General features: G+C 47.0%; 26 protein-coding genes. 22 read left to right on the forward strand and 4 right to left on the reverse strand.

What is annotated here, in order from left to right:
• Positions 1-200: 200 nt before the first annotated feature.
• Positions 201-1766 carry a peptidoglycan DD-metalloendopeptidase family protein gene (locus CHH75_RS17045; RefSeq protein ID WP_095398727.1) on the forward strand — a complete coding sequence of 522 codons (1566 nt, stop codon included), beginning with the start codon at positions 201-203 and terminating at the stop codon, positions 1764-1766.
• A 391-nt stretch (positions 1767-2157) separates the two neighbouring features.
• On the opposite strand, the gene CHH75_RS17055 is transcribed toward CHH75_RS17045, so the two are convergent.
• A complete protein-coding gene (locus tag CHH75_RS17055) occupies positions 2158-2502 on the reverse strand; it encodes a DUF4181 domain-containing protein (protein ID WP_095398729.1) in 345 nt (114 codons plus the stop codon).
• A gap of 306 nt (positions 2503-2808) precedes the next feature.
• Here CHH75_RS17055 and yycF point away from each other — a divergent pair, with 306 nt between their 5' ends.
• The 5 genes from yycF (at position 2809) to CHH75_RS17080 (ending at position 8292) form a co-directional block, all read left to right on the forward strand.
• A complete protein-coding gene (yycF, locus tag CHH75_RS17060) occupies positions 2809-3540 on the forward strand; it encodes a response regulator YycF (protein ID WP_095266687.1) in 732 nt (243 codons plus the stop codon).
• Positions 3540-5369: a cell wall metabolism sensor histidine kinase WalK gene (walK, locus tag CHH75_RS17065; RefSeq protein WP_095398730.1), complete on the forward strand. Its 1830-nt coding sequence runs from the start codon at positions 3540-3542 to the stop codon at positions 5367-5369. Before yycF ends, walK begins: the two co-directional genes overlap by 1 nt.
• The gene (locus CHH75_RS17070; RefSeq protein WP_095398731.1) at positions 5366-6661 is read left to right on the forward strand and encodes a YycH family regulatory protein; all 1296 of its coding nucleotides are present in this window, start codon (positions 5366-5368) and stop codon (positions 6659-6661) included. Before walK ends, CHH75_RS17070 begins: the two co-directional genes overlap by 4 nt.
• 72 nt (positions 6662-6733) lie before the next feature.
• A complete protein-coding gene (gene yycI / locus CHH75_RS17075; protein ID WP_095266691.1) occupies positions 6734-7480 on the forward strand; it encodes a two-component system regulatory protein YycI in 747 nt (248 codons plus the stop codon).
• An 8-nt stretch (positions 7481-7488) separates the two neighbouring features.
• The gene (locus tag CHH75_RS17080) at positions 7489-8292 is read left to right on the forward strand and encodes an MBL fold metallo-hydrolase (protein ID WP_095266693.1); all 804 of its coding nucleotides are present in this window, start codon (positions 7489-7491) and stop codon (positions 8290-8292) included.
• A 154-nt stretch (positions 8293-8446) separates the two neighbouring features.
• Here the strand turns inward: CHH75_RS17080 and CHH75_RS17085 are convergent, their stop codons facing one another.
• Complete coding sequence (locus CHH75_RS17085; RefSeq protein ID WP_176475600.1) at positions 8447-8710, reverse strand: alpha/beta-type small acid-soluble spore protein; 264 nt, start codon at positions 8708-8710, stop codon at positions 8447-8449.
• A gap of 692 nt (positions 8711-9402) precedes the next feature.
• Between CHH75_RS17085 and CHH75_RS17090 the strand changes: the two genes are divergently transcribed.
• The 8 genes from CHH75_RS17090 (at position 9403) to CHH75_RS25340 (ending at position 15975) form a co-directional block, all read left to right on the forward strand.
• Positions 9403-10737 carry a S1C family serine protease gene (locus tag CHH75_RS17090; RefSeq protein WP_095266695.1) on the forward strand — a complete coding sequence of 445 codons (1335 nt, stop codon included), beginning with the start codon at positions 9403-9405 and terminating at the stop codon, positions 10735-10737.
• Positions 10738-11008: 271 nt separating this feature from the next.
• Positions 11009-11176, forward strand: coding sequence for a CxxH/CxxC protein (locus CHH75_RS17095; protein ID WP_095266697.1), 168 nt, complete (start codon positions 11009-11011; stop codon positions 11174-11176).
• Positions 11177-11597: 421 nt separating this feature from the next.
• On the forward strand, positions 11598-12173 hold the full coding sequence (locus CHH75_RS17100; protein WP_095266698.1) for a GNAT family N-acetyltransferase: 576 nt from the start codon (positions 11598-11600) through the stop codon (positions 12171-12173).
• A 231-nt stretch (positions 12174-12404) separates the two neighbouring features.
• A complete protein-coding gene (rlmH, locus tag CHH75_RS17105; RefSeq protein WP_095398732.1) occupies positions 12405-12884 on the forward strand; it encodes a 23S rRNA (pseudouridine(1915)-N(3))-methyltransferase RlmH in 480 nt (159 codons plus the stop codon).
• A gap of 222 nt (positions 12885-13106) precedes the next feature.
• Positions 13107-14195, forward strand: coding sequence for a serine/threonine-protein kinase (locus CHH75_RS17110; RefSeq protein ID WP_095398733.1), 1089 nt, complete (start codon positions 13107-13109; stop codon positions 14193-14195).
• Positions 14196-14288: 93 nt separating this feature from the next.
• On the forward strand, positions 14289-15044 hold the full coding sequence (locus tag CHH75_RS17115) for a hypothetical protein (RefSeq protein ID WP_095398734.1): 756 nt from the start codon (positions 14289-14291) through the stop codon (positions 15042-15044).
• A 77-nt stretch (positions 15045-15121) separates the two neighbouring features.
• Positions 15122-15664 (forward strand): HNH endonuclease, encoded by a 543-nt coding sequence (locus CHH75_RS17120; RefSeq protein WP_213591740.1) that lies wholly within the window; start codon positions 15122-15124, stop codon positions 15662-15664.
• Between the two features lie 179 nt (positions 15665-15843).
• Entirely contained in the window at positions 15844-15975 is a 132-nt protein-coding gene (locus CHH75_RS25340) for a hypothetical protein (protein WP_255223052.1), read from the forward strand.
• A 43-nt stretch (positions 15976-16018) separates the two neighbouring features.
• Here CHH75_RS25340 and CHH75_RS17125 read toward each other — a convergent pair whose 3' ends face one another.
• A complete protein-coding gene (locus CHH75_RS17125) occupies positions 16019-16279 on the reverse strand; it encodes a hypothetical protein (protein ID WP_095398735.1) in 261 nt (86 codons plus the stop codon).
• Positions 16280-16297: 18 nt separating this feature from the next.
• Positions 16298-16471, reverse strand: coding sequence for a hypothetical protein (locus CHH75_RS24920; protein ID WP_176475601.1), 174 nt, complete (start codon positions 16469-16471; stop codon positions 16298-16300).
• Between the two features lie 192 nt (positions 16472-16663).
• Between CHH75_RS24920 and CHH75_RS17130 the strand changes: the two genes are divergently transcribed.
• The 8 genes from CHH75_RS17130 to CHH75_RS17170 all read left to right on the forward strand — a co-directional run bounded on the left by CHH75_RS17130 (position 16664) and on the right by CHH75_RS17170 (position 26626).
• A complete protein-coding gene (locus tag CHH75_RS17130; RefSeq protein ID WP_483310955.1) occupies positions 16664-16975 on the forward strand; it encodes a helix-turn-helix domain-containing protein in 312 nt (103 codons plus the stop codon).
• Between the two features lie 620 nt (positions 16976-17595).
• Positions 17596-18288, forward strand: coding sequence for a hypothetical protein (locus tag CHH75_RS17140; protein ID WP_095398738.1), 693 nt, complete (start codon positions 17596-17598; stop codon positions 18286-18288).
• A 24-nt stretch (positions 18289-18312) separates the two neighbouring features.
• A complete protein-coding gene (locus CHH75_RS17145; protein ID WP_095398739.1) occupies positions 18313-19464 on the forward strand; it encodes a helix-turn-helix domain-containing protein in 1152 nt (383 codons plus the stop codon).
• Between the two features lie 224 nt (positions 19465-19688).
• The gene (locus CHH75_RS17150; protein ID WP_095398740.1) at positions 19689-20837 is read left to right on the forward strand and encodes a DNA cytosine methyltransferase; all 1149 of its coding nucleotides are present in this window, start codon (positions 19689-19691) and stop codon (positions 20835-20837) included.
• A 13-nt stretch (positions 20838-20850) separates the two neighbouring features.
• Entirely contained in the window at positions 20851-21453 is a 603-nt protein-coding gene (locus CHH75_RS17155) for an Eco29kI family restriction endonuclease (RefSeq protein WP_095398741.1), read from the forward strand.
• Positions 21454-21849: 396 nt separating this feature from the next.
• Positions 21850-22020 (forward strand): hypothetical protein, encoded by a 171-nt coding sequence (locus CHH75_RS24925; RefSeq protein WP_176475602.1) that lies wholly within the window; start codon positions 21850-21852, stop codon positions 22018-22020.
• A gap of 119 nt (positions 22021-22139) precedes the next feature.
• A complete protein-coding gene (locus tag CHH75_RS17160) occupies positions 22140-23372 on the forward strand; it encodes an HNH endonuclease (RefSeq protein WP_176475603.1) in 1233 nt (410 codons plus the stop codon).
• A 1253-nt stretch (positions 23373-24625) separates the two neighbouring features.
• Entirely contained in the window at positions 24626-26626 is a 2001-nt protein-coding gene (locus CHH75_RS17170) for an AAA family ATPase (protein WP_095398744.1), read from the forward strand.
• The last annotated feature ends 40 nt before the right edge of the window (positions 26627-26666 follow it).

The raw sequence follows: 26666 nt of genomic DNA on the forward strand, positions 1-26666 counted from the left end.
AATACTTTGTAAAATGGGAAAATTTATGAGACCCGCGCCTGGCGCGGGTTTTTCGCATTCTGTCGGAACTTGAAAAAAGGTTTGTGCCTGTGCTAAAGTAAACGGAGATCAAAAAGGTTAAAATTTTGATACCTTTTAAAGAATGATGTGCCAACTTACATAATCATTCGGATTAGAAATGACACTCAAAGGAGAGGGACATGAGAGGTTTCAAAGGATCGTGGTGGAAAGACAGCGCCCTGCTCAAAAAGGAAGCTCAAAGCTCTGCGGAGTCTCAAGCGTCCGGCAGTGCTTCGAAATCCCCATCCCATCCCGAACGTCGCGGGTGGTGGGCTAAGCAAAGCAAGTGGGTCTGGATCACGGCTGGAGCAATCATCATCGCCGGCTCAATTTATACAACAAGCAAAGCCTACGTTAATGCAAATACAATCCCCTACTATCATGTATATGTTGATGGCAAGCATGTGGGCGCCATCGAGGATGATGCCCAGCTCGATCAGCTATTTGAGGCGAAGCAGAAGGAATATCAGGACAAGTATCCGGGCACGTTCATGGTGCTGCAGACCGAAGGCATCACAACGAGAGCGGACCGTGGATACAAGCCGGAGATTGACAGTGAGCAGACGCTTCAGAAACTGGACGGTATGCTGCAGGCCTACGCGCGCGGTGTGGAGCTGAAGGTGAACGGCGAGACGGTGGCGGTCGTGAAGGATCAGGAGACGGCACAGGCGGCGCTGGAAGCTGCAAAGCTCAAGTATGCGCCGGATGCAGCTCAGGTGGAGACGAGCCAAGTCAAGTTCACCAAGGTCTCGGCATCCGCTTCAACGGACAACAAGGCATCCGAGGGCAGTGAACTGAAGTCGGTTAACATTAAGGAGAGCATCGAGCTGGCCAGAACGAAGGCGAGTCCGGAGGAAGTGCTGGATGTGGAGGCCGCTGTCCAGGTGCTGACAGATACGAAGGATCAGCCAGTCATCTACACGGTGAAAGAGGGAGACACCATCTCCTCGATCGCACAGCAATACGGGATGACGAGTGCGGAAGTGATGGCGCTGAACCCGGAAGTTGAGGAAAAGTATGTGCAGATTGGCTCCGAGCTGCGATTGACCAAGCCGGAAGCGCCGATTACGGTACGAACGGTGGAAACAGTCACCGAGAAACAGCCGAGCAAGCCGGAGATCATCGTTCGCGAGAGCGATGAGCTTCCGAAGGGCACGCGCAAGGTCGTCCGCCCCGGGCGTGACGGTGTGAAGGTGGTCAACTATTCAGTGACCAAGGAGAACGGCCAGGTCGTGGCCAAGCAGTGGCTCGGCCAAGAGGTGGTGCAGGAAGCGCTGCCGGAGGTTGTCTACAAAGGCACGAAGGTTGAGAAACCTGCCACGCCTGCGGTCCAAGCATCAAGCAGCAAGCAGTTCGCTTGGCCGGTCAGCGGAGCAAGGGTGACCAGCTCCTTCGGCAGCCGCTGGGGAAGATCCCATGACGGGATCGATATTGTGGGCAATCGGACCATCAAGGCTTCGGCCGCCGGTAAGGTGGTATTTGCAGGCGAGCAGAGCGGATATGGCAAGGTGGTCATCGTCGATCACGGCAACGGCTACAGAACCCTGTACGGCCATTTAAACAGCATCTCCGTGCGCAATGGCCAGTCTCTGCAGCAGGGCTCTAAAGTCGGGGTTATGGGCAGCACAGGCCGCTCAACCGGCATCCATCTCCATTTCGAAATTCAAAAAAATGGAGTTCCGCAAAATCCGATGAAATATTTATAAATCTGTGATATACTTGTAGCGTCAATGTGACATAAGCCATTATGGTTTCATATATCATAACAGTAAAGCAGGCCGCTCCTTTGTTGGGGCGGCCTGCTTTATGTTTCGGATAGCAGCTGGTAGTAGGTCGGGGATGGAGGGCAGCCGTAGCGGGAACTCATCTTTCCGCCTGCTGTTGTCCGCCCTTTGCTTTGAATGAATCCGGGCAGAAGTGGCAAAGGGCTCCCAAAGGCATTCTCCAAGCTGATTTCCTCTCGCTCCGCCAGCGGCATCCCCGTCACCATGCTGGCTGATCCAGGAAGCTTAAAAGCCGGTCCCCCAAAGAAGGAAGCGGTCCTGCTTGGGGGAGCGGGAGTTGGGGATGGAGGGCAGCGGTAGCGGGAATTCATCTTTATAGGAACAGCACCCATAACGTCACTATCCCGCTTAGGGATACCAGATAAGTCGTGACGACATGCTCCTTCGTTTCCGGGATATACTTCTTATCCATGTATCTTTTTATTCCGAGGAACACCGTGCCCCCGAGCAGCCACAGCTTGGTAGCCAGCGCCTTGTCGATGATTCCGCCCCAGTCGAGAACCATCATACTGATTACAAAAGCAATGAAACACACTAATATGCGAAAATAGCTGTCACTTCCCTCGGTATCGAATAGCGATACCTTTTCGGTCACCAGCAGCCTGCGAAGGGCCGCTTGGAGGAAAACCAGGATAACAAAAATACCGGCAACTTCCATATAAATCGCCTCCAGAGCATCTGATTAAGTGTCCAGCCCTGCGTTTACACGTCTTATCTAGTTTTACGGACACTCGGCGCCTGTGGTTCCAATATCGGGTAACGGCGACGGACAGGACGACCAGCCCAGCGAAAGGAATACTCCAGCCAGATGAGCGCCTCAGAACACCGCGAGTCCCCGGGTATGGCCCAGCACCTTCCGTACGGCCAGGCAGACCGGAACTGCTTCCGTGGTAGGGTGTACCTGCGCCCTAGGTGTGGTAAAATGAAAAGAAGACCGTTCAAGTGAAGGTATGAGGTGAAAGGTATGCAGGGAACGATTCTGGTGGTGGATGACGAACAACCCATTGCCGATATTTTAAAGTTTAATCTGGAGAAAGAGGGCTATGAGGTCATCTGCGCATTTGACGGCATCAGTGCGGTTGACATTGCGCTGACGCGGCATCCGGACTTGATGCTGCTCGACCTGATGCTGCCCGGCAAAGACGGTATGGACGTGTGCCGTGAGGTGCGTGCCGCCAACCTGCAGATCCCGATCATCATGCTGACGGCCAAGGACGGAGAGATCGACAAGGTGCTCGGACTGGAGCTTGGTGCGGACGATTATGTGACCAAGCCGTTCAGCACCAGGGAGCTGCTGGCCCGCGTGAAGGCGCAGATGCGCCGGCAGCACAAGCCGGATTTCGGTGTGGGACGAGCAGAGGAAGCTCATGACACGAGACAGGGGCTGCGGCTGTTTGACCTGTTTATTGATACCGATATGTACCTCGTCTATAAAGGCGGGGAAGCGCTGGACCTGACCCACCGGGAGTATGAACTGGTCTATTATTTGGCCAAAAATGCAGGCAAAGTGATGACCCGGGAGCACCTGTTGCAGGCGGTGTGGGGATTTGAATATTTCGGCGATGTGCGGACGGTCGATGTGACGATTCGCCGCCTTCGCGAGAAGATCGAAGAGAATCCGAGCAAGCCGGAGTATATTCTGACCCGGCGGGGGCTTGGCTATTTGATGCGCAGCCCTAAAAACGGAGGCCTCTAATGAAATGGCTGTCCTTCTTCCGCACAATCCAGGCGAAGGTGATCATTATTTATGTGCTGCTCATTTTGATTGCCATGCAATTGATCGGGGTGTACTTTGTCAGCGCGATGAAAACCTCGCTCACCAGCAACTTCACCAAGGATTTGCAGGAGCGGGCGGAGCTGATGTCCGTGCTGGCTGCCAAGACGCTTGGCGGCGAGAATGAATCGGAGGATGACCCGGTGGAGAGTCTGCGCGTCATGGTGAACAATCTGTTCAACCTGAACGGGGCTGAGATCCAGGTGCTGGATTCAACGGGGCGGGTACTGACGACCTCGCTGCCGACACACGCGGATTATGTGGGAACGAAGAACACCCAGACAGTGGTCAGCCGGGCGCTGCAAGGGATCAGGGACAATGAGGAATACATTATTGATGATGATAACATCCGCAAAAAGGTGGTTGCCAAGCCGGTCATCTACAACGAAAAAATCGTAGGGGCCATCTACATCGTTGCGAGCATGAGCGAGCTGTATGGCACGATGCAGCGGATTAACAATATTTTTATATCCGGGATTCTGCTGGCGCTGGGATTGACCGCTGTGCTTGGCGTCATTCTGTCGCACACGATCACGCATCCGATCAAGGAGCTGACCCGGCATGCCCGTGCGGTGGCCGAAGGCCGCTTCACCGAGAAAACGCCGGTGTTCGGCAGTGATGAGATCGGCCAGCTCAGCCAGGCGTTCAATTATATGACAAGCCGTCTGCGCGAGGCTCTGTCACAGAATGAGGAGGAGAAGGAGAAGCTTGCCTCCATTCTGACCAACATGAGCGACGGTGTGATCGCTACCGACGATGCAGGCCGCGTGATCCTGATGAATCGCCGGGCCAGTGAAATGCTTGGCGTGGAGGGCGAGGAGCTGGCTGGCCGCGAGATTAGCTCCCTGCTGGGGCTGGAAGAGCCGGAGGCCGAGTCTCTCGCCCAAGGCGGCGAGGTTGGCTCGAAGCTGCTGGAGTTTGTGCCGCGCGAGGGCGGCCAGCCGGTGATGATGCGGGTGACGTTCACCCCGATTCATCGCCGGGAGATTGGCATTACAGGCACGATTGCGGTGCTTCAGGACGTTACCGAGCAGGAGAAGCTGGAGGCTTCGCGCCGGGAGTTCGTGGCCAATGTATCGCATGAGCTGCGCACGCCACTGACTACGATCAAGAGTTACACGGAAGCGCTGGAGAGCGGAGCGCTGGAAGATAAGCAGATGGGACCGCGATTTGTCGGTGTTATCCAGAATGAGACGGAGCGGATGATCCGGCTGGTCACCGATCTGCTCCATCTGTCGCGGCTGGATTCCAAGGAAGCGGCGCTGCATAAGGAGCCGACGGATATTTTGGAAATGCTGGAGGATGTAGAGGACAGGTTCTCTTTTCAAATGAAACAGAAACGCATTCGCACGCTGATTGAGATCAAACCGGGGGTATCCACCGCCATGCTGGACCGCGACGGGATTGACCAGGTGCTGGACAATCTGATCTCCAACGCCCTGAAGTATACGCCTGATGGCGGAACGATTACGATGGGAGCGGCGATCACCGAGGATGGGATGCTTTCGCTGTCCGTCAAGGATACAGGGATGGGGATCCCGAAGAAGGATCTGGACCGGATCTTCGAGCGCTTCTACCGGGTGGACAAAGCCCGGACGCGCAATCTCGGCGGGACGGGACTCGGCCTGTCCATTGCCCGGGAAATTGTAAGGGCCCACGGGGGCTCCATATCCTTGCAGTCTGAGCTTGAAAAAGGAACCGTCGTCACCTTTACACTGCCTCTGAAAGACGAAGGGGGGTCTGCGACGTGAAGGAGCGGCTCAAAACGATTGTGCTCACCGTGCTGGTCGTCAGCAGTCTGGTGCAGAGCTTCTTCCTTATCTATCGTCTGCCGGGCAACGACTCGGCCGTACAGTCCCCCAATGCCTACATCCGCACCGAGGAGATGGGGACGGAGGAAAAAGCCGAAAATCTGCTGTACCCGGATAAAATGATCGTCCATATGGGGGAGAGCAAGCATACGATTTTCTATCCGAATGATACGTTCTACAACCTGATCTACACCCGGCTCAAGGGACGCACCTTTGACAGCTTCCAGCGCCGCATGGTGACCAATATGGATTGGGAGAAGCTGCGGTCGGAAAGTCAGGGTATCGAGCTGAGCTTCGATTCCGGTGTCCCGGTCAGGCTGCTGCAGCGAGTGATGCAGATTCGCCCGGATTCTACGTTTGAAGGCGAGAGCATCAACCGGATGTGGCTGTACAGCGTGGAGGGGGAGCCCAAGATTCATGTACTCTTCTTCAGTACAAAAGGGGATGCCGTCTACGAGGCGGGACAGGCCGACTTGACGCCGCAGGATGTGCAGCAGCTGGTGGATTTTGGCCAGAACTGGATGTCATACACGCTGACCGATGGCGGCTATTATTTGCCCGGTACCGATATGGATATGATCCGTGTCGACATGCCGCTTGACATGTACACGATTGAGCAAATGCAGCGGAGCCTGTTCTTCGATCCGAGCATTACGCGCAATATCCGGGAGCGGGATGGCTCCCAGATCTACACTGACAGCAAGCGAAGCCTGCAGGTAGACCATGCCCAGAGCTGGATCAGCTATACGGATCCGGCAGCGCCGCCGTCGGGCGAGAGCAACCCCGGGAAGGATGTGCTGTCTGCGATTGATTTCGTGAATCAGCATGGCGGATGGAACGGCATCTTCCGGCTGAGCCGGGCGGATGAATCCGAGGACCGGACCCAGGTCGGATTCCAGCAGTATTATGGCGGGTATCCGATTCTGAATACGCGTGCTTTCCCGTTTGGCGTTATGGAGCTGGATCTGCAGCAGGGAACGGTCACGTCTTATGAACGCTCGCTCTTGTACTTGCAGGACGAGCCGCTGGCCAAGCAGGTGGTGAAATTGCCGGGCGGCGAGAAGCTGGCGGCAAGCCTTGAAGAACTGGTCGGCGAAGCCTCTATGGCTTCTATTGCTTCGATTGATCCGGCCTATGTTCCGGAAAGCCTGGACGATGGCGTACGGCTTAAGCCGGTATGGGCGGTAAGACTGGAGAATGGCAGCATTCGTACGGTCGCCGCTGTGGAGTGAAACTAGTGATGGCGAATCGCCAATTTCCGAGACCGGACGCAGGGTTAAGCTATATGTGAAGGAGGGAAGAAGATGGACTGGGGACGAGCCAAAAATGTGCTGATATACGCCTTTCTGCTGCTCAATCTGGTGCTCGGTTATCAGCTCTGGATTGATTATCGGGAACAGGCCGGCTCCGGTCTGGACTTCACCTCCCTGTCGCCAAGCACCCAGCGGATCATGGAGGACAACCGGATTCAGGTGCTCAGCCCGATTCCGACGGAGACACCGCAGCTGCCCAAGATTGCGTATACGTTCAGTGCGCAGGAGCAGAGGGAACCGGTGGTGATGGACACCCCGGTGGATACGAAGCTGATCTACGCTGATGAGCGGGAGCTGCGAAGCGCGCTGGAGGGCCAGGTCGAAGAGCTGGATCAGTACCGCCATGATCCGCAGTCGGACAAGGAGAATGTATTCGTGTTCCGTCCGCTTGTGCTCAAGGAGTGGCCGCTGTTCAATGTGGAGCTTGAGTTCTATCATGAATCGCAGAAAATTCAGGCCTATCATGAGCCTGTGTTCGATATACAGCCTACCGATGATGTGGAGGAGCAGAAGGTGCTTCCGGCATCGAAGGCGCTGGAAACGTTGATTGAGCGGAATTTTATCCCGCCGGAATCGGTGGTCAGGGATATCCAGCTCGGCTACTATGGGCAATTGTTTAATACGGAGGTCCAGCTGGCCGCGCCAACCTGGCGGTTTACGCTGGATACGGGAGAAATGATCTATGTTCAGGGCATTAGTGGAGATGTCTTCACGCCCAAAAGCGATACAAAGGAGTAAACAGACTTATGGGGATTTCATTTTCCGTGCTGTCGAGCGGCTCGACGGGCAATGCAACGATTGTCCGCAACGAGGATACGACGCTGCTGATTGATGCCGGCCTTAGCGCACGGCGGATCAATGAGCTGCTGAAGGAACGGGAAGTCATGGGGGAAGAAATCGACGGCATTCTGGTCACGCATGAGCATTCCGATCATATTCGCGGCCTTGGCGCAGTGGCGCGCAAGTACAACTTGCCGATCTATGCCAATGAGAAGACATGGGAGGCCATGGAGAAGTCGATTGGCGCGATTGCGGAGGAGAACCGGATTGTGCTGGAAAGCCATGAGGTGAAGGATTTTGGCAGTCTGCGGGTAGAGCCCTTCGAGATTTCCCATGACGCTGCAGCGCCGGTCGGCTACTGTTTCTATGATGGGGATGAGAAGCTGGGCGTTGCGACAGATCTGGGCTATGTCAGTGATAAGGTGAAGAAGGCGCTGGACGGCTCTGACGTGCTGGTGCTGGAGGCGAATCATGATATCGAGATGCTGCGAATGGGGCGTTATCCGTGGAACACCAAGCGCCGTATTCTTGGCGATATGGGCCATCTGTCCAACAATTCGGCAGGCGAAGCGTTAAGCGAGCTGCTGACCGGGGATACGAAGCGGGCTTATCTGGCCCACCTCAGTCTCGATCACAATATGATGGATTTAGCCAAAATGACGGTGCGCGACACAATGGAAGACGCGGGCTGTTTTTTCAAAGAGAGTGAGTTCAAGCTGTGTGATACGTATTATGACCGCCCGACGCCTTGGGATAAGGTAGGCGAGTAGAAGGGCCGTTTCTTGAAGCTGGTGCAAGATTTCATGCATGAAAGCTATCATTCCAATCATAGAATAGAACCGGGAACAAGGCTGCTTCTTCATCGAATAAGAGAGAACGCAGCCTTGGTTATGTGGGACAGCTGATAGCGGGGACAGCGGTTGGTTAAGATTTGCTCAGTTCATCCTGGGCCCGTCTGATCATCTCTCTGACCATCGGGCCGCCGATCCTGCCGCCGATTTTGCCGGCTTGCTCGGTTGTAAGGTCTCTGTTGCCCGCAGGCTTCAGAGGTATTCCCAACGAATCGGCTACTTCGTATTTCACTTCCTTCTGTGCGCTCGGATCGACATGAAAGCCTTCCTGTTTCATCACCTGGTTCATGAATTGCTGCATTTCCGGAGATCTGTGTCTGCGGGATCTTCTAGCCATCGAAGTTCAACCCTCCTTTATATGATTGCGAACAATCGCGTGTTCTTTAGCATTCCCTGCGGGGAACAAGAACATGAGTGCGGGATTTAGGAAGATCGGCCAAATATGAAACCCGAGGGCTTTTTAGCACGTATGAATAGGTATGCGCATCAGGGGATAACGGTTGTTAGAAGAGATTAGAAGGCTTGTCCGGGGCGAATTGATGAGGGGCCTACCCTTATTTTGGTTCTAAAGATACGCTGACATGAAGCTTCGCTCGTATGTTACAATAGGAGATAATGGCAGATGGAATGAGGCCGCTATAAATTCAGCATTTCTTGTTGTATAAACGGATATGCCATGCTTCGCACACCCTGTTTGTGGTAATAAAGAGTACAGGGTACTTTTTTAACAGTGGTGCGGGAACACATACCTTTTATGTATATAATTAGCAATCATTGGTTTGTCGGCTGTTTCGGTTTTTCGCACAAGCATTTCGTGAAAGAGTACGATAAGGATGCAACTTTTCGGGGATATCATCAGTTAAATACTATATAGAGATAAGCAACTGAATGTCAGGCGATCATAGATAGCTTGGACACGGTTTGATGGCAGGTTGTTTTAAGGCAAGTACGTTCGGACGTTGTCGTTCAGGCAGAATGTCTACAGCTGGAAATGTCTTGCGTTAAACAACGAGGGAGAGAGGGATCGCAATGGGATTGTTTGACGACGATTTTTATTCTACAAAAGTATCCAGACGAAGCAAAAATGCCAGCGAGGACCGATCCGAGCGAGTGAAGTGGAGATCCAGCCGTCGCCGGAGGGGGCTGACTACATTTCAAATATCGGCGATCAGCTCGGTATGTAGTGCGTTGATTGCCGTCATGTTGTTCAGCTTGATCTCCGGAAGTCCGGCGGATAGACCTGCTGTAACCTATGTGAATGGGGGACAACAGGTAGCGCAGTTCGAGGGAGACCCGTACGAGCGGCTTGCCAATGCCGCTGCGAAGGTGCGCCCGGCTGTCGTCAGTGTATTGACACATAAGAACAGGCCGCCGGTGGAAGAAGAGGATTCATCAACACTGCTGCCGGAGGAATTTGAACTGCCGGAAGGGTTTGATTTTGGCGAGGATTTCGATTTTGGAGAAGAGTTCGGCTTGTCTGAGGAAGATGCGCTCGGTTCGGGTGTGATCTTCAAGAAGCTGGAGGGCAAGGCGTATATTATAACGAATAACCATGTGGTGGAAGGCGCGGACACGTATGAAGTGGTGACGGTGAACGGCGAGATCAAGCCGGCGACGCTGGTCGGCACGGATCGGGTCAGCGACATCGCCGTATTATCCATCGATGCGAAGGGCATTGACGAGATCGCCGAGTTCGGGGATTCCTCGAAGGTCAGACTCGGTGAGACGGTCATTGCGATCGGGAACCCGCTGGGGCTTGGCGGTACGCTGACCTCAGGCGTGGTGAGTTATACGAATCGCGTAATCCCGGTGTCGCTGAATCAGGACGGCATTTACGACTGGGAAGCTACGGTTATCCAGACGGATGCGGCGATTAATGAAGGGAACAGCGGCGGCGCTCTGGTCGATCTCAATGGCCGTGTGATCGGCATCAACACGATGAAGATTGCCGATACCGGCGTGGAAGGGCTCGGGTTCGCCATTCCGGTCAATGACATTACGGAGGTGGTGACGGAGCTGATGCTGAAAGGCTACATCGCCCGTCCATATCTCGGCGTATATACGGTAGATCTGGGCAATCCGTATGCTCCGCTGAGCAAGAAGGAGCGAGAGAACCTGAAGCTGCCGAAGGGTGTGACCGAGGGCGTTGTCATTCTGGATGCGCTTGGACCTGCCAAGGAAGCGGGGCTTAAGCTGAACGATGTCATTGTGAAGCTGGACGGCAAGCCGATCAATACCACGCTGGAGCTGCGCAAGCATCTGTATCGCGAGACGAAGGTCGGCAGCAGTATGACTGTTACCTTTTATCGTGAAGGGGTGCTGCAGTCGCTCAAGGTGAAGCTGGAGGAGAAGAAGGAGGATTAACCCGAGGAGCCTCGAATTGTTCTCGGCTGTGTAATCCGCTACCGGCGATGAGCTGATCGGACTGATCGGTGTAATAAATAATAGGTTAACTTAGAGAAATAGATAAATCATGAAAAAGGTTATCGAATAGACGCGGTACGGAAAGGGGCGCATCAGGCGCTCCTTTTCTGTTAAAGGCATTTCCTTTTTCCACCGAGTGTGGTAGAACAGAAGAGTGGCTATAATAGACATTACCCAACACGATGCGAAAGATAGAAAGGATGCTTAATTCATGTACGTCGTATGCAAGGAACATGTGGAGATTGCCATCGAGAATTTTGTGGACGAATACGAGGACGCCCCGGATATTGTGGATCTGAAGGAGACAGAGTTTTCGGACTGGGACCCACCGGTGAAGTGTGCGGAGTGCGAGAAGCATGCGGAATTTTTAGTTGTGTAGAGGCATCGCGCCAATGCGGCCTCAATAGCATAGATAGAGCCTGGGAAAGCGTGAGAGATCACGCTTTTTTTTGCACTTGTGGGTGGGTAGATGGATCTGAGAGGATGCGGCGGGACTGGAAGTACTCAGATGTGTTCTTTTGTGCTAAGAATGAAGAAGTGGGCGTTATGCCCTGCCGGATCGCAAAGTGTGTAACATCCAGATTGTGGATGGTAGAATGGAGCTATAGATGTTGTCTCGTGGTGATGTGAGCAGTATGGGGCGTTAGAGTTCAGGATTCGTCTGGAGAACACAGGATGGGATATATACATAATGTTGGGCGGCCTACGTACACTCAATAGAAGAAGCGGTGTGCAGGTGTGGTGTTGCGGTATATGCGATGCAGACTGCATAGGAGAAACCATAAAGGGGAGGGCTCGGGATGTCTACGGTTCATGAAGGACTGCTGCTGGAGTTTCCGGTGCTGGAAACGGCCAGACTGCGTTTGCGGGAGCTGACTTCAGGAGATGCAGAGGCGTTGTTCCGCCTGTTCGCATCGGAAGAGCTGATGAAATATTACGGGCGGTATCCGATGAGCGAGATCATCGAGGCAGAGGAAATGATAGAGCGTCACCGGCTGCTGTTCGAGGAGCTTCGCGGCATCCGCTGGGGGCTGGAGCTCAAAGAAAACGGGCAACTGATCGGAACAGCCGGGTTCCACGCCTGGGTGCCCCATTATAACCGGGCAGAGATCGGGTATGAGCTGGACTCGGTCTACCACGGACAAGGGCTTGCCAAGGAAGCGCTGACGGCAGCGATCCAGTATGCGTTTGAGGCGATGGGCCTGAACCGGATCGGAGCGTTGGTGTATCCGGAGAATGAGGCGTCCGCAGGGCTTCTGCTGAGGCTCGGATTCGAGCTGGAAGGGCTGCTGAAGCAGTATGCGCTGTTCCGTGACCGGTATCAGGACTTGAATATGTATGCGCTGCTCAGGGAGCAGTGGGAGCGTAGAGGCTGAAGGGCCCATGGCAAAGGCTGAGGATTAGAGATTAAAGGACTGAAATAACTGACAGTCTGAAAGACTAATGCAAACCCCAGGGCCAGAGGCGTCAGCCTGTGGATCAGAAGAAGCAAATAGCAATAGCATTGAACAATTACAGCGTACGATCTCGGGCAAGCCGAATATGATCGGTGGTGTGATTTAGATACGTTGGATAGATATAAAAGCAGAAACGAGGGGGCGGCAGCCGTGTTCATACAGATTGTAGGCGTCGGAAAGTTGAAGGAGAAGTATCTAGTGCAGGGCATTGCGGAATATGCCAAACGGCTCGGCCCTTATGTGAAATTCGAGATGCTGGAGGTGCCGGACGAGAAGGCGCCGGAGAATATGAGCGAAGCCGAGGTCCGGCAGGTGAAGGAACGCGAGGGCGAGCGGCTGCTCGCCCTGATCAAGAGCGAGGCGCATGTGATCGCCCTCGCCATCGACGGCAAGCTGTGGAGCTCCGAGGAGCTCGCCGCCGAACTGGACAAGCTCGCGACCTACGGCACGAGCCATGTCGTGTTCGTCATCGGCGGCAGCAACGGCCTCTCCGATGCCGTGCTGCGCCGCGCCCAGCAGAAGCTGAGCTTCGGGCGCATGACCCTCCCGCACCAGCTCATGCGCCTGGTGCTGGTGGAGCAGATTTATCGGGCGGTGAAGATAAATCGGGGGGAGCCGTATCATAAATGACGGCGAAAAATTGGGTTGTGGGTATGGAGGGGGTGCGAATTATGGATCTCTAAGACCTTTGGTTTTAAGGGTTTCTTAGTGCTTTAAAACTAGGAACCTGACCACTATTTTCCAAATATGTGGTATAATGAAGAATTGGTAAGGGCTTCGGATACAAAGCTATAACGTGGTATTCGTGAAGTTCGTGAATAAGACGTTAGACAAGCCCAAAGGAGATAAAATATGACTTTCGAACAAACAGAGCCTACACTATTTGGAGTTATAGAATCACTTAAAGAAGGGCTTGTTTTGTATGCAACTGGTAACTCAACAGAGTTTAATAATGATGAGTATAGAAGATTAAGAAAGATTTTGTTAAGTACCGAGCAGTTAAGTAATAAACTCCCTGAGTTTATTAAGCAGTATAGGTCATTGGATGAATTCTGGGGTTATATTAAGGAAGTTTCGGGTTCCTATGCCGGACGAAGGCAATATTTAGGTGAGGTCTTTAATCCTTTGCTGGACGAGTTAGAGACAGGTAATGCTGCGATGGCAAATGATTATTCGGAATTAGAAGTTATTGGGTCAGGAGGATTCGGAGAAGTAAAAAGAATGAAGCATAATTTATTAAAGATGGATTTTGCTTTTAAGTTTTTTTCACCGATCTTTGCAAATGATGATGAACGGAATTTAGAAAGATTTTTCCGAGAAGCACAAATTCTGTTTCGGTTAAATCACCAGAATATAATTAAGATATATGACGTTGGTCTTTTAGGAAACAAGCCGTTTATTAGAATGGAGCTGTTTGAAGGGAAGAATTTAAATCAAGTACTTAAAGATCATGGGAGGTTCCCAATCAATAAATCTATTGATCTTATGATTGAATTAGCAGACGCACTGAGACACGCGCATGAGATTGGAATTGTTCATAGAGACATTCGACCGAGCAACATAATGATTGCGAGACCGAGGCAGGTTAGAGTAATTGATTTCGGACTTGGTATATATCTCGAGAATGAATTAACTTCGAGACTTACAAGAACTGGACACAACATTGCTGGAGGTCACTTCACTGCACCTGAGCTTATTAATAATCCAAAACTAATAGATTCAAGGACTGATATATATTCTCTTGGTGCAGTTTGGTATAACCTTATTACCGGAAGTGTTCCTGCTGGAAGCAAATTAAAAGAAACTCTTCATTCTGTCGAGGGAATGAATGATGAAATTGCTGAAATAATACTTAAATGTCTTGAAGATATTGAAGGAAGATATCAGTCGATGCAAGATTTAATATCAGCTCTAACTAAAGTAAAGAGCGATTTATTTTAGTACTGTGCTTAAATTTTTCCAAAATACTCGAAGGTAAGCGGGTAGGTGCTAAATCTTTAAGAACTTAAGATTAAATCTCTTAAGGAGATGTGTATGAATACAATTAATTACCAAGAAAGAAACGTAGCATTTATTGATATATTGGGATTTAGTAATTTGATTAATAAATCGGAAACAAATCCTCAAATATTGATTGACGTGTACGAGTCTTTAAAGATTTTGAAGGAGTACAAGGACAATATTACTTCATTTAATTCAGATGAATTGTCTCCACAAGTTTCCGTTTTTTCTGATAACGTAGTTATTTCATATATTAATAATAATAAGGATTCGGAGTATTACCTGGTTTTGGATTGTATTGTTCTTTATTTATCTTTATTAGCTAAGGGAATACTTGTAAGAGGTGGTATTACTACAGGGGCTCTGTATCATGATAAGGATATTGTTTTTGGACCTGCACTTGTGAAGGCTTATCATATTGAGAGTAATTACTCAATTTATCCAAGAATTGTTTGTGATGATACCAACTATGGCTTAATTATTGATGGATCATTGTACAAAAGAGATTTTGATGGGCTAGTATACATAGATCCAATTGATAATTTGGAAGCGGTTGGAAATGGGATTAAGGAAAGTCCTTATGAATTCTTATCGAAGATTTACAATGTTATTATGGGTATTGAATTTACAAATAACTTAGGTGTTGACGCAAAAATTCTATGGTTAAGGAATTATATGAATAGATGTTTTATTAAAGATGAGGACAAGATAGTCACACTAAATCAACCGAGATATCTAATAACACCTGACAAAGTAAGTCGGTATTTTGATGAAAGCGATAAAATATAATTTCTCTTATGATGCTAGTTTCCAACCTCTCCACCGGAACGGTACGGTTAGTCGAAATGATTAAGGAGAAGAAACTCATGACTATGCCAACAAAAGCCCAGATTTTTGAACATTGGATGGACTGGTTAGATAAGAGAGGATTTGACTGGGGGGAGCCGTGTTGTTGGGCTTGCAAACGCGATTTAGATGATAAGTATGATTTGAACAAGCCCAGTGCCACACGTGAAGAGATAATAAAGAATTGGGAGAGGGCACCTCTTCAACGTTGCCACATAATTGCCCGTCAGTTTGGTGGAGAAGATACCCCGGATAATTTATTTCTTATGTGTAAGAGCTGTCATGATCGGGCTCCGAACACGAAATCTCGTGAGGCTTTTTTGGATTGGGTAGAAAGACAAGATTACACAGCATTGGTTCAAGAAGATATCATGAGAGAGTTGAGGAATTTCGATCTCTTAGACCGAATCGATGATGTAAATGAGATGCTGGCAGATAAAGAGTTGATGAAACGCTTTTTTAGTAATTCTGGTTTTCACATGAATCAGGCTAGAGGTGGGGCGGAGATCACCCTTTCAAGTATATTTGTTCAAATTGCTGAGGAACTAAAAAGACGTAAGTAAGACAGTCTCACACACGCTTCACCAAGCCAACATAAAATGTCAGCGCCCATGTATTTTATCGGTGGTCGTAATCGCCGCCATTGCCGTGAGCGCTTGTGTGTCAGCCATGACAGCAGTTTGAGATGTATTACGTCAATCAGAGAGGGGGGCGAACATGGAGGCGGGGGAGAGCCAAGCACGTGTGGAACGATTCTTTCGGCGGTATTGGCTTCGTCTTCAAGGAAGGAGGCGGGCTAACCGGCATTGATCTGGATAAATGCATTGACCCGGACACTGGCGCCAAACCAAGGCGGAGATTAATCAGGAACTAGCAGATCAGGAAAGCCCGAAACGCATCCGTGAATTTACACAGCATTATTTTTTTATGAATTCCTGTGCCTTTTCCAAGGCATCTATGGCATTTGTAGCTTCGTCCTCTGTTAGATGAAACCCTTTGCCCTCTCGCCAAGGTTTATCCACGGATTCCCTCCACCATTTTTGAATCGCTATGTACCGCTTTCCGCCCTTTTCGATAATTAGGGTTTTTATGGATTGAGTGCTTGATATCTCCCTGTCCGCTACAATATTGATTAGGCGAATGGTTTCATCCGCAAAAACTAATTTATCGTTGTCCATTTAATTGTTACCCTCCCGCTACTCTTCAAGAAGATGTATCAGGTCTTTTTTTACAATAGAAAAGCCCCGCTTCTCCCAGTGCTTCACAAACTTTTCTGTGCATTTGATTTCTATGCCAGAGGTGCTATTGCGCATTATGAATCCTTCTCGTTCTTTTGAAAGCTCATCAAACACGGTTATTTTCTCGTTCATGATTTTAATTCTCCCTTTTGTAATATAACATTTCTAAGTACAGGGCTTGATGATTAAATAGTACTATTAAGTACTGAAATCATCAACTTAATTTTTAGTTCGATTATCTGTAAATGCTTTGAGACCTCTTCTAACCTTGTGGTAGAGGTGGTTTTGTGAATATCGACTCTGGTCGGGGGAAGAATTAAGGCATTGCGAAAAGCGAAGGGCTGGACCCAAGAGCAATTAGCAGAAGCATCATCACTTCATTATAGTTATATTGGTGGGGTGGAGCGTGGAGAACGCAATATTTCCCTGGATACACTTGAAAAAATTGTTGGAGCCCTTCAAGTTCCACCTATGGAGTTATTTCGAATCGAGCTTGGAACTGATGCTGAAATTGATCATCAGAATGCACTGGATGAGCTTATGACAATAATGGGAAGTAGAGACATCGAAGAGCTTGAGATGATTACGAAGATTAATCGAGATATCTTAAAGGCAATTGACGCTAAAAAAGGATGACGCATAAAAACGCCCCGGGGCTAACTTTTTAAAGGTTAGACAGCCCTGGGGCGTTTAGTTTAGAAAAAAGCATTTTGACGTTAAAGATTTTCGATTCTGATTATGGATGAATTTAGAGCTCGTGTAAATTGATCTCCTGATAGATGGAAATTTTGAATCCAGTAATCGTAAAGATGACTTAGCCCCAATTGGTACGACACAGTTAGCAGGCTTTCGGGATGCGATGAGAGTTTTTCGACGTTTTCTTTATACATTGAATCGTAGTATTCTAAGGCATCTTCCCAGGCTAACATTTTATCAACCTCCACATGATTTAATTACGAAATTGTACCTTACGAAGAATCATACGGAGAAGGGAACCTACTGGACAAGTTCCATTTCTTTGAGAAACTGATGACCTTATATACAGAAAAATTGTTGGTTACTTCGCTTTCCTTGGTATTACTCAATATTCGACAAACATTATATTCCAACTCTAAATAACTACTTGTCATTTTTGAAAAATTAACAACAAACACTTTTTTAATAACCTGAAATCATCTCTTTTACTTGACAAAAACAATTGAATATTCCAAACTAATATTAACAGTTTTTTCATTTTGTATCGGGAGATGATCTGGATGAATAAAGCCATACAGCAAGTCTGTTCTTTAACCCCCTTGCAACAAGCAGTTATTAAGAAGGGGATTCAAACAGGATTTAGGGAGTTTGCTGAGTATTTAATGGCCCTCCCACCAACTCCGACCAATAATTATAAACCGAAATTAAGAAGCGATATTATTAATAATGCTGTAGAACGTGAAGTAATAAACAGGCCGGAAGCGGGACTTACGGTAGAGTATAAGAAAGCTTCGTTCCACGAATACATAGTTCTAAGGGATATGAGCAGACAAGTTTCCATTTTAGTTCAGCATCTTCCTGAAAACAGACAAATTATGCCGCAGAGCAAGTATCGCGGTGAGTTTGCAATGTATAACATCGATCGCTTGATTTCGGAAGGCTTTTCTGATTTGGACATCGAGCAGCTCGAAATTGATCTAGATGATTATAAACAAACATCACTGCCATTAGAACCTGAGTTTTTCCAGTTCTGTATTGTAGTTTGTTATGACGGAAATAAAGGTGCAGAGGCAAGGATATTTGAAGGAGCACTCGCACCAAATCAAGATAAGTGGATTTATCGCAGGGAAATAACGGGTGTTTCGTTGGAAAGTCCTGATCACTACACACCTGTTGAGGAAACTCGGTTACCGAAACTTAAACCTGAATTCGCAGAGCCAAATTACGGGCTGAAACTAAAGAATGTTAAGTGATACTAGCGTAGGAGAGACATATGTATGGTGAGTCAGCCAAATCGCATTTTTAACCCACTTCGATTAAAAGAAGCCAGAATAGCTAAAGGATTGAGTGTCGCAGAGCTTGCAACTGAAATCGGACTTTCGAGACAAGCGGTAACATTACTTGAACGAGGAGATACACAACAGCCCAAAGCGGAAACGATTATGAGTCTAGCGGACGCTTTAGGGTTTCCTCGGTCATTTTTTTATAATCAGGTCGATTACCAGTTTACGGGAAATACCTTTTTTAGAGCAAATTCTTCATTAACAAAAAAAGTAAGAGAAACGCAATTAGTTAAAGCTAACTTTGTTGGGATGATTTTGAACCACTTGGAGAAATACGTTGAGTTTCCTGCACTAAACCTTCCCCCTATGAATGAATTTGAAGGAAGCAGCTGGAGTAACAGTGATATTGAGGCCCTAGCAACTCACTGTCGTAATTATTGGGGTCTGGGTATAAGACCCATTGATGATATGGTAATGCTCCTGGAGACGAATGGTATTCTTGTTACTTCAATTAACACAGGGACTTTAAAGCTGGATGCTTTTTGTCAACCAAGAGGGACTCGTCCTTTAGTTGTATTAAGCAATGACAAGCAATCAGCTGCAAGAAGGCAGTTTGACAGCGCACATGAGCTAGGTCACTTGCTCATGCATAAGGATACAATTGACAATCAAATGCTGATGAGTCCTCAGGAATTTAAACAAATGGAGGATCAGGCAAACCGTTTTGCTTCCTCGTTCTTGTTACCGGAAGAGGAATTTAGAAGGTCAGTACGATCCACAACTTTAAATCATTACACCGAATTAAAAGCTTATTGGAAAGTATCGATAGGCGCCATGATTAAACGCTGCAAAGACTTAAATATAATTGATGAAGTAAGATACACTTCTCTTCAGAAACAAATCTCTACAAGAAAGATTAGGACACGTGAGCCACTTGATGATGTTATTCCTGTTTCCGAACCGAAAGTGTTGAAGCAAGCAATAGAAATGATCATTAAAGCTGATGTAAAGACAGCAAGTGACTTGTTGTTTGATTTCGAACTACCTGCTGCTATTGTAGAAGAAATCTGTAACCTTAAGCAGGGTTTTTTTGGAACAGAAACCACTGAGCCAAGGTTGAAATTAATTAACGGTGGGCTCAGCTAATCAATAGAGTACAACATAGTAAGAGGTATCCCTGTATGTGTTGGTTCGGTGCAAGTATGATATTAAGACCAACAGTAGAAGGTCTAACATCTGCTTCAGGCCATGGGTATGTCTCAGTCGTAACGGCCTAAGAGTCCGTTAAATAATTTTAAACTTGTAAGAATTGCAGGAATTGACAACGTATACGTGGAAATATATCAGAGTTCATCTAGGAGGAACTATTTATGGAAAGGTCTTCTGTAGAATTGTTCGTAGGCGGGGGTGGACTAGCCCTAGGGATTTCTTCAGCAGGATTCCAGCCAAAGCTATTGGTAGAATGGGATAGAGACGCATGCAATACGATTGGGCACAACAAAGGTAAATGGAACATTATTCAAAGCGACGTACGAGCAATGTCCTTCCGTGACTACGAGGGGATTGACTTGTTGGCTGGTGGTCCCCCATGCCAACCATTTTCACTGGGTGGGCGTCATAAAGGTGATAATGATCATCGAAACATGTTTCCGGATATGATTCGAGCTGTCAGGGAGACTAGGCCCAAAGTAGTTCTTATTGAGAATGTTAAGGGGCTACTGCGTGAGAAGTTCAGCAGTTACTTTGAATATATTTTGCTACAATTGCAGTACCCCGAAGTAATACAGAAGCCAAAAGAAGCATGGTATGAACACTTGGCCCGATTGGAGAAGTGCCACACCAAGGGAAATTACAAGGGGCTCACCTATCGAACAGTCTTCAGGCTGGTTAATGCCGCTGACTACGGGGTTCCTCAGAAGCGAGAACGTGTATTAATCGTTGCATTCCGATCCGACCTTAAGCAAGAATGGTCATTTCCCAGCCCTACACATTCCTATGAATCGCTGCTTGTTAGTCAATGGGTAACGGGAGAATATTGGGAACGTCACCGCATTGCTGTTAAAAATCGGCCAGAGATGCCGATAAAACTCGTAAACAGAGTCAATAAACTAAGGCAGTTGGAGCTGCGTGAAACGGCACCATGGCAGACTGTCCGAGATGCTATCTTTGACCTGCCAGATCCGGAGTTTGAGCCGTCCGATATCTCAGGACACATATTCAATCCCGGTGCCCGCGTCTACCCCGGCCATACAGGAAGCCCGCTCGATGAACCTGCTAAGACGATCAAAGCAGGTGATCATGGAGTACCAGGCGGGGAAAACATGCTTGTTCGTTTGGATGGAAGTGTCCGCTACTTCACCGTTCGGGAGAGTGCGCGGATTCAGACATTCCCTGATGATTACCAACTACTGGGGTCATGGACGGAGAGCATGAGACAGTTGGGTAACGCTGTTCCGGTCCGGCTTGCTAATATCGTGGCCAGCAGCATCAACACATATTTGGATAGCACTGCTGGCTGATGGAGGCCGTAGAATGTCAGAAGTACCGTACAACCCGCTAGACAAGAGAAGTTTGGCAGATAGCGTAATGAAAGCGATGTTGGATCGCCCTGTCAGCCCACTCCCGCCGACCAACCCGTTCATCGGGGCCGGAATTTATGCTATTTATTATGTTGGAGATTACCCGTTGTATTCCTATATTACGGAGAACAACAATGATAATCAATTTAATCAGCCTATTTATGTGGGAAAGGCCGTGCCGGCCGGGGCGCGGAAAGGGGGATTCAGCCTTGCATCCGGACCTGTGCTGTATAAGCGACTGTCCGAGCATGCAGAGTCAGTTAGACAGGCTGGGAACCTTGATTTAAACGACTTCTACTGTAGGTACCTAGTCGTGGATGACATCTGGATTCCCCTAGGCGAGTCTCTGTTGATTGAGATGTTTCAGCCCATCTGGAATAAAATTATTGATGGCTTTGGAAATCACGATCCTGGAAGTGGGCGCTACAACCAGCAAATGTCCCGCTGGGACGTTCTTCACCCTGGAAGGGGCTGGGCTACCCGTTTACGTCCGCGCAATGAATCACTGGAAGAAATGTTGTCCAGAATCCAAGACTTCATAGCTGAGATTAAGTGAAGAGGCTTGCAGCGTTGCCTAGGCTGCTCCTTTGCTATCGAACCCTTGTCCTCCTGCAGATTTCGAAAGGAAACTACGGGTAAGGCTGCACGAAATGCCGCGAATACGCGGCATTTTATCTTATAGCAATGCGATTCATTGGGGCATCCGTTTGGGTGCTCTTATTTTTCGCCGATAGACCCGTTAAGCTGAGCCGTATCATAAGTAGGGCGCGAAAAATTTTGTATTAACTTTTGAGAGAGCGGTTAGTCACACTCAACGGTGGAATATGGAAGAGGTCAACAGAGCGCAAAATTGGCAGGTGGACTTGTGTGAATTATTGGTCGGCATTGCATGTGGGAAAATATGTTAAAGTAGAGGGACTATATTAAAACGATCAATTTAGGGGGGAGAGCGTTGGAGATACAAGAAGCGTTTAAATTATTTAGAGAAAATATTAATGAAACCAAAACAACATGGACACAGGATAGGCACAAAATCAATCGCTTCATAGAAATGGTTGGCGGAAAAACAAATGCTAAGGAAGCAATAAGTGAGAGTAATCTTGTAGGTTTTTTGATACGCTAGATAGAAATCTGCTTGGTTATTATTATACATTGAAAAAGTTTTATAATTTCGTGCAGGAAAAAGTCTTGGAATTACCGATAAGCGAAAGAATGGTGTATCCCCTCGAAATACCAAAGGATATGAGTTTGGATGTAAATGGTAAGAAGCCGAAAGTTAACTATCTTAAAAAGGGATTCGACTTTTATCAATTGTTCGATGATGATTTCTACGATCATTTACATAATAAAACAGCTAGACAAACTATTAAAGCATGCATAGCAATTGGGTTAGGAGCAGCCTATAACACTGGGGATATTAGAGATATGACCCTCGGGGACATACAAGTGGATGGCAATATCATTCGAGTGAAGAATGTCTATGAGACTGAGCGTATTCCATGGATAGTGTTAACGGGGGATTTGGGGAAATTTATTAAGGAATACTATGAACTGAGAGTAGAGCGTACTACTTCGCTTGGAGATACAAGTCCTCGATTCTTTGAAAAGTTTTGGGACGGTGGTGAATTAGAAATTGATGTTGATATTGCGGGTATAAAGTCAAACGGCACTGTAGATAAACCATCCAACATCATTTCTCTGATGACATATATGCTGAGGTACATATCATTTAAAATGGATATCGACCCACACTTATATCCAACTCACCTTTATGTCAATTCTATCCTTCATCAACTGCTTCAAACCGAAGGTAAAGCATTGGAGTCAATAATTCGTACATATGGGTGGGAGCGGGCGTTTGTGCGAGAGTCTTTCTACCAGTACATTCAGTATCGGGATCAAAATGAATCGATCGGATTTAATCCGTTCGATTCAAGCGTTCCAAAAGAACTCAATACTATTCCAGATACAAAAAGCGAGGAACCAAGCGATTTTTTTCTCAAATCTTCATCGGTTAATGACTCTGATGCCGATGAAGACATTTTACTCATAGAGTTCCTTAACTTAACCAGAAGAAGAAGGGATACAAAAAGAGTAAGAGCGTTAAAAATCCTATATAAAAATTGCTGCCAAATTTGTGGGGAAGCGCTTGTTGACATAAATGGTATCGGTTATTCTGAGGTGAATCATATCCAACCTATGGCTGAACATAAAGGAGTCGATAGGGAGGAAAATATGATTGTACATTGTCCGAATCATCACACGTTGATGGACATGGGGATCATTACAATAGATCCAGGCGATAGAGAGACAATTTTACATGTAGACAAGTCTAATCCTCTTCACAAATCAAAATTACTATTGACAAATCACCTGTTGGGTGAGAAGTATGTTCAGTACCACCATGACGTCATTTTTTATTCAATGAAAGAACAGGTAGCACGGAATTTGAAAGAATTGTCGATTGAACTGTAGTTTTCTCAAATGACAAATGAAAGCATGTAGAGCTCGGGGACTTTTCCGGACAGAGGAAAAGCCCCCTCTGCCATGTTATCAGCATAAGGGGTTACGCTTAAAAAATGCTTTTTCGGTCTCCTCGTTGAAGGCGAGCTCGACGCTGCCGACGCGATTCCTGTCGTCCAGAGTAATTCTCACCATAAATCAATTTGGAAATGACTCATCGACCTATCCCGCGCCGACAAGAAGCTCTATTGCGGCAGTATGATCTACCGCACCAACTGATGCATGTACTCTGATGGAGCAGGTGCATCGGGCGATTAGATTAATCGGGGGAACAGTGCCATAAGTGTCGGCGAAACGTTTGGGTTGTCAAAAAGAGTGTAGAGAACCCTAGGAGAGATGGAGGAAGGTGTTATAGAGATATGTTTATCCCTCTAGAGAAGGGCGCTAGGGGGGGTGTGACCAAATACGAAAGAGTTTTCCATTTCGTGGTATGATTGTGGTATGTATGAATTCGAAATTACTTACTGGGATAGCTATTGGCGAATTTCGCAATGAGACGTTATGCGCAGTTACTGCTAGATATTAATGGGGTGGTATTATGACTAAAAAAGATAAAGAAAGATTCTATCTAATCTATATGATTTAGATTTGTATGAAGTACTAGAAAGTGAAGAACCCGACTTCATCATGAAACACAGAAATGAAGAATCGTTTTTCGGTGTTGAAATAACAGAATATTATTACAACGAAACAAATGCGAGAATACGCTGATTTAGAGTTTATGGTCGCATTCCTCAACAAGGTAGTCGATAAGGAGATCGTGTTGGGAAGGAATGATATGAATACTCTGAGCTACGAGTTGAACAAAGCAGGACGAAAAGGTCTTGATGAACTTAACGATAAGATCGACAAGATGAACGAGGAGCTTAATTAATAACACAAAACCGCTAAATTCCCCTCTGGTTTCCATCTGTCGAGTTTTTGCATAAGTGAAATTCCACAGGTGAAGTGTCTTATTAAGTTACAGTAACTTTCAATTTAATCTTAGTACTAGGAGCTGGCCGCGGCAAGCTCCTCTCGCATTTTTCGCCGATAGACCCGTTTAGCTGAACCGTACCATAAGTAGGGCGAAATTCTAATTTAAGAGTTCTCAATAAAACAAGACTAGAGAGATTTTTGACCTCAATGGATTCAAGGATCAAGAGGATACATTTTGGTACATTTTGTATGATATAATTTGATTAAGATGATTAGGGGGGATCTCATTGAGACTTGTAGAGGCTCGTGTGCAAAATTATAGGAGCATAATAGATACAGGCTGGTTTTCTGTTGAAGAAAACAAGCTTATTTTGGTAGGCCCCAATGAAGCAGGAAAGACAGCAATCTTACAAGCACTTCAACAATTGAGTTCTCCAGAAGGTGTAAAAGAGTTGGATGAGCTTAGGGATTATCCAAGGTCAAGATACAATGATATTAGTACAAATAAAGTCCAATCAAGCAATATAACAGTAGTAGAGGGCAAGTTTAAAATTGAAGAAACTGATAATGTTGACCTCCCAGAAGGATTTGGAGACTGCCTCTATGTGCTTGAGAAAAGAATGGATAATAAGTTGTACCATCGCCTAGAAAATAGTCCTCCTAAGGTAGTGTATGCGGACATCTCCAAGGACCTAAAACGGTTAGCGGACCATGTTGACAAGCCAGTTGATAATGAGCTAGTCGAGGAAACAACATCCTTCGAAAATAAACTCTCTGAAATCACAGAGGACTGGGTTGGAACAACTATAATTAATGAGACCAGGGCAATGTTGTTAGACGAGTGGTTAGAGCTTGCTTTTAAACGCATTGATGAATCTAATGTCACAGAAGAAGAAAGATTTGATAGACTTAAGGCCACAGTTAACTCTTATAAAATAGAAAAACAGCTATTAAAGGTACTGGGAGAACTCGTACCGACTTTTGTATATTTTAATAACTACGCTAGGGTAAAGCCCCTTATACACCTCGAACATCTAGCTCAGAGAATTGAAAGTAACATTCTGGACGATTTCTATTACGATTATGGTAATATTTGCCTACTCAAGCTACTTGGATTTGAAGCAAGATATCTTTCTGATTTAGGAAAGGCGGCAGCAAATAACTTAGATGGGGAAAGTTGGAAAAAATACAGGGACCAACTCGATAAAAGGCAGTATCAACTTAATGCTGCGAGTGTAAAGTTGACAACAGAAATAAATAGAGTTTGGATGCCGGATGAAAATCGCGCTGAAGCATCTCGACTTAGAATTATAGCTGATGGTCAGTATTTAAAAGTAGTTGTAGAAGATGAAATGGGTGTTGAGATTGAATTAGATCAAAGATCTGAAGGATATCAATGGCTAGTATCCTTCTTTATTATATTTTTTGCTGAAGCTGAGGGAAAATATAAAAATGCTATCCTGCTGTTGGATGAGCCAGGGTTAAATCTACATGCACTGAAGCAAGCAGAGTTTAGAAAAACAATTTCTAGACTAGGGGAAGCTAACCAGACTATTTATACTACCCATTCCCCTTTCATGGTAGGGGCTAACGAGCTAGACATTGTTCGTGTAGTTGAGATGGTAAGCAGAGAAGAGGGGACAAAAGTCCATACTACGGTAACCGCCTCAGACTCAAATGCTATCTTGCCATTGCAAGAGGCACTTGGCTATGATTTGGCTCAACAAAGAAATCTTGTTTTCGAAGGCCTTACGGACTACTGGTATATAGAAGCAATTTCTGAAATGCTACGTAACGATAACGTAGTTAGCTTAAATGATAAAATTGCCCTTATTCCTGCCGGAACAGCGAGCAAAGTTATTTTTTATGCAACTATTCTAAAGTCTCATAATCTTAAAGTAGCAGCTTTGTTTGACTCTGATCCAGAGGGGGAGCAAGCCGCAAAGCAAGATAATCTAATAGTTTTGTTGAAGAATACTAACATATTTCAGGTCAAAGATTTCTATCAAGGTAGTGCTAAAAAAGTAGAAGTAGAGGATCTGCTAAGAGATACCCTAGTAGTTGTTGCAAAGGAAGAGCTTGGCTGGGATGTAATGGATATAGCAAGTTCTCAACCGGCAAGACCAATAGCAGATGTGTTTTCTTCGCAAATTCAAGACTTCTCAAAATACAAGTTGGCTAAAGGATTTCTTAGATGGGCTCGTAATAACAATGCGGGCGCTTTAACCGGGGTCGAACAAGAACAGTGGAAGGCTTTCATAGAGAAAGTAAATAAGGCTCTAAGATAATCATTTGGAATTACCAAGAAGCTTCAAACTCATGACGAAA

The organism is Paenibacillus sp. 7541, from assembly GCF_002276395.1.
Classification (GTDB): domain Bacteria; phylum Bacillota; class Bacilli; order Paenibacillales; family Paenibacillaceae; genus Paenibacillus_AQ; species Paenibacillus_AQ campinasensis.